The organism is Mycobacterium sp., from assembly GCF_049802695.1.
GTDB lineage: Bacteria > Actinomycetota > Actinomycetes > Mycobacteriales > Mycobacteriaceae > Mycobacterium.
In genome coordinates this window covers 1-2,288 of the sequence record NZ_JBARMY010000189.1, presented here as the reverse complement: position 1 = coordinate 2,288, position 2,288 = coordinate 1, and the positions used below count along the sequence as shown (strand labels likewise).

2 protein-coding genes are annotated in these 2,288 nt (G+C 62.7%); both read right to left on the bottom strand.

Annotation, left to right across the window (positions count from 1 at the left end):
• Window positions 1-126 precede the first annotated feature (126 nt).
• On the bottom strand, window positions 127-1,044 hold the full coding sequence (locus WA317_RS07585; protein ID WP_425172449.1) for an acyl-CoA desaturase: 918 nt from the start codon (window positions 1,042-1,044) through the stop codon (window positions 127-129).
• A partial coding sequence (locus WA317_RS07580) for a fatty acyl-AMP ligase (protein WP_425172448.1) occupies window positions 1,041-2,288 on the bottom strand: 1,248 nt, incomplete at its 5' end. The genes WA317_RS07585 and WA317_RS07580, both read right to left, overlap by 4 nt.

Genomic DNA, 2,288 nt, shown 5'->3' with positions numbered 1-2,288 from the left:
CCCGTTTGGCCCGTGCGCTGGCCGGGTTCAATTGCAGGATCGCCTTCGTGAGCGATTCCTGATCACTGGGCAACGATCTGCGGGAGGCATTGGGGGAAGAGACTGTGGCATTGCGCATTTCGGCGGTCATGACGCCCCTTCTGCATGGTCGGACTGCGAATTGACGTACCGCGCGTGGTGCACGAGACCGAGCCGGTCGAGGAGCCGGATGAAGTCGCCGGCCAGATCGAGCTGCCACCAGTGCCGCCGGGTCTGGGCCAGTGCGGGCCGGGCGTGATGGTTGTTGTGCCATGACCCGCCCATCGTGGGCGGGGCCAGGGCGCCGATATTGCGGCTTCCGTCCCGCAACGGGAATGCACGGGCGCCGATCGTGTGGCCCAACGAGTTCACCGCCCACGTAGCCTGATCCAGGGCAAAGATCCGCGCGAATCCGCCCCAGAGAATCCCGCCGACTACACCGTGCACCGATTGCGTGACCAGCCCACCGACGGCGCCGGGGATCACGATGCCCAGCACCACCAACGTGAAGTACCAGACATTGATCTTCATCACCCTTCGATCGGCAAGCCAGTCCCGGGTATGCCTGCTCCAGTCGATCTTCCGAACATCGAACAGCCAACCGACGTGGCCGTGCCACAAGCCTTTTGCGCGTCCCCACCAGCCGGGGCCTTGTGGCTGAGGCGAATGCGGATCACGCTCGGTGTCGGCGAAAGCGTGATGCAGCCGATGGTTGGCGACCCAGAACACGACCGGTCCCTGCGCTGCCATCGACCCTGCGATCGCGAGGAACACCTTGACCGGTTCGGAGGCCTCGAAGGACCGATGGGTGAAGTAGCGGTGCAGCCCTGCCTCGACGCCGAGCGCGGTGATCAAGTACATGACACCGAATAACGCGAAGTCGCACACTGTCACGCCGAAGTAGATCGCGTAGACAACCGCGCCTATTGTTCCGAAGGTTGGCAGGCCGACGGTCAGATACGCCAGTCGCGAGGCGAGCACGTCGCGGTCGCGAACCGAAGGGGCAGCTAAGGATTCGGCGCTCATGCCGGCGCCCCCTGTATGGCGTCCGCCAGGAAAAGTCGCTTGGCCTCTTGCCGACGGACCTTGCCACTGGTGGTGGTTGGAATCGTCCGTCGTGGGCAGATGTGGACGTCAGGTCCGACACCGAATTCCGAAGTCACACTAGAGCGGACGGCGTCCGTGAGCTTCGTGTGGCAATCGGTCGAGATCTGCGTGAAGGCAGCCTCGGCGACGACGATCAGACGTTCGGTTCCGTCACCGGGTACCGAGAACGCCACCGCCCGCCGTAACGACGGGTCGGCGCGCACCACGCTGGCCTCGACGTCTTGCGGATAGATGTTGCGGCCGCTGACAATGATCAGGTCTTTGATTCGTCCGGTGACGAACAGTTCGTCGTCGCGCATGAAACCCAGGTCGCCGGTGCGAAGATAGGTGTCATCTTCGCCATCGAGGCGCGCGTTGAATACCTTGCTCGTCAACGTATCCCGGTTGAAGTAACCGGCGGCGACACTGCGACCGCGGACCCATATCTCACCGATCTCACCGGGTGGAACCAGACTATTCGAGTCGAGGTCGACGATCCGCACGACGTGTTGGGAATCGACTTCGCCACAGCTGACGACGATGCCATCAGCGCCGTCAACAGTGTTGTAGCGGAGTCCCTTTCGTTTTCCGGCGACGAAGAGCGTCGCCTCAGCCATCCCATAGCAGGGAATCAGCGCGCTGACGTCGAACCCGAGTGGTGCCGCGCACTCTTCGAAGCGCGCCAGGGTATCCGCGCGGATGGGTTCGGCCCCGCAGTAGAACTCCTTGACCGTTGATAGATCCAGGTCTTCGTTGTTGTCATCGAGGGCTTCGACGGAAGCGTCGAGTGAGAAGTTCGGGCCGACGGTGATCGACACCCGGTATTCGGTGATGGCCTCCAGCCAGCGGCGAGGTTGCTGCATAAAGTGCATCGGCGACATCAGCACCAGTGGCCAGCCGTGGTGGAGCGACAGGATGATCGTGCCCATCAACCCCATGTCGTGGTAGGGCGGTAGCCAGGAAAGTCCGATTCGATTCGGGTCCGGCCCCATGCTGCGGGACAGGACTTCGCAATTGCTCATGAGGTTGTCGTGGGTTATGCAGACGCCCTTTGGCGATCCAGTCGACCCGGATGTGTACTGGATCAGGGCGAGGTCATCGGGCGAGCACGCCGCGGGCGCCACCGCATCGACGCCGGTGTCCAGTTCATCTATGTAGCAGATCAGCGGATCGATATCGACGCA

Excerpts from the sequence above, each read along its gene's own strand:
- WA317_RS07585 (WP_425172449.1), bottom strand. The coding sequence starts at position 1,044 with ATGAGCGCCGAATCCTTAGCTGCCCCTTCGGTTCGCGACCGCGACGTG.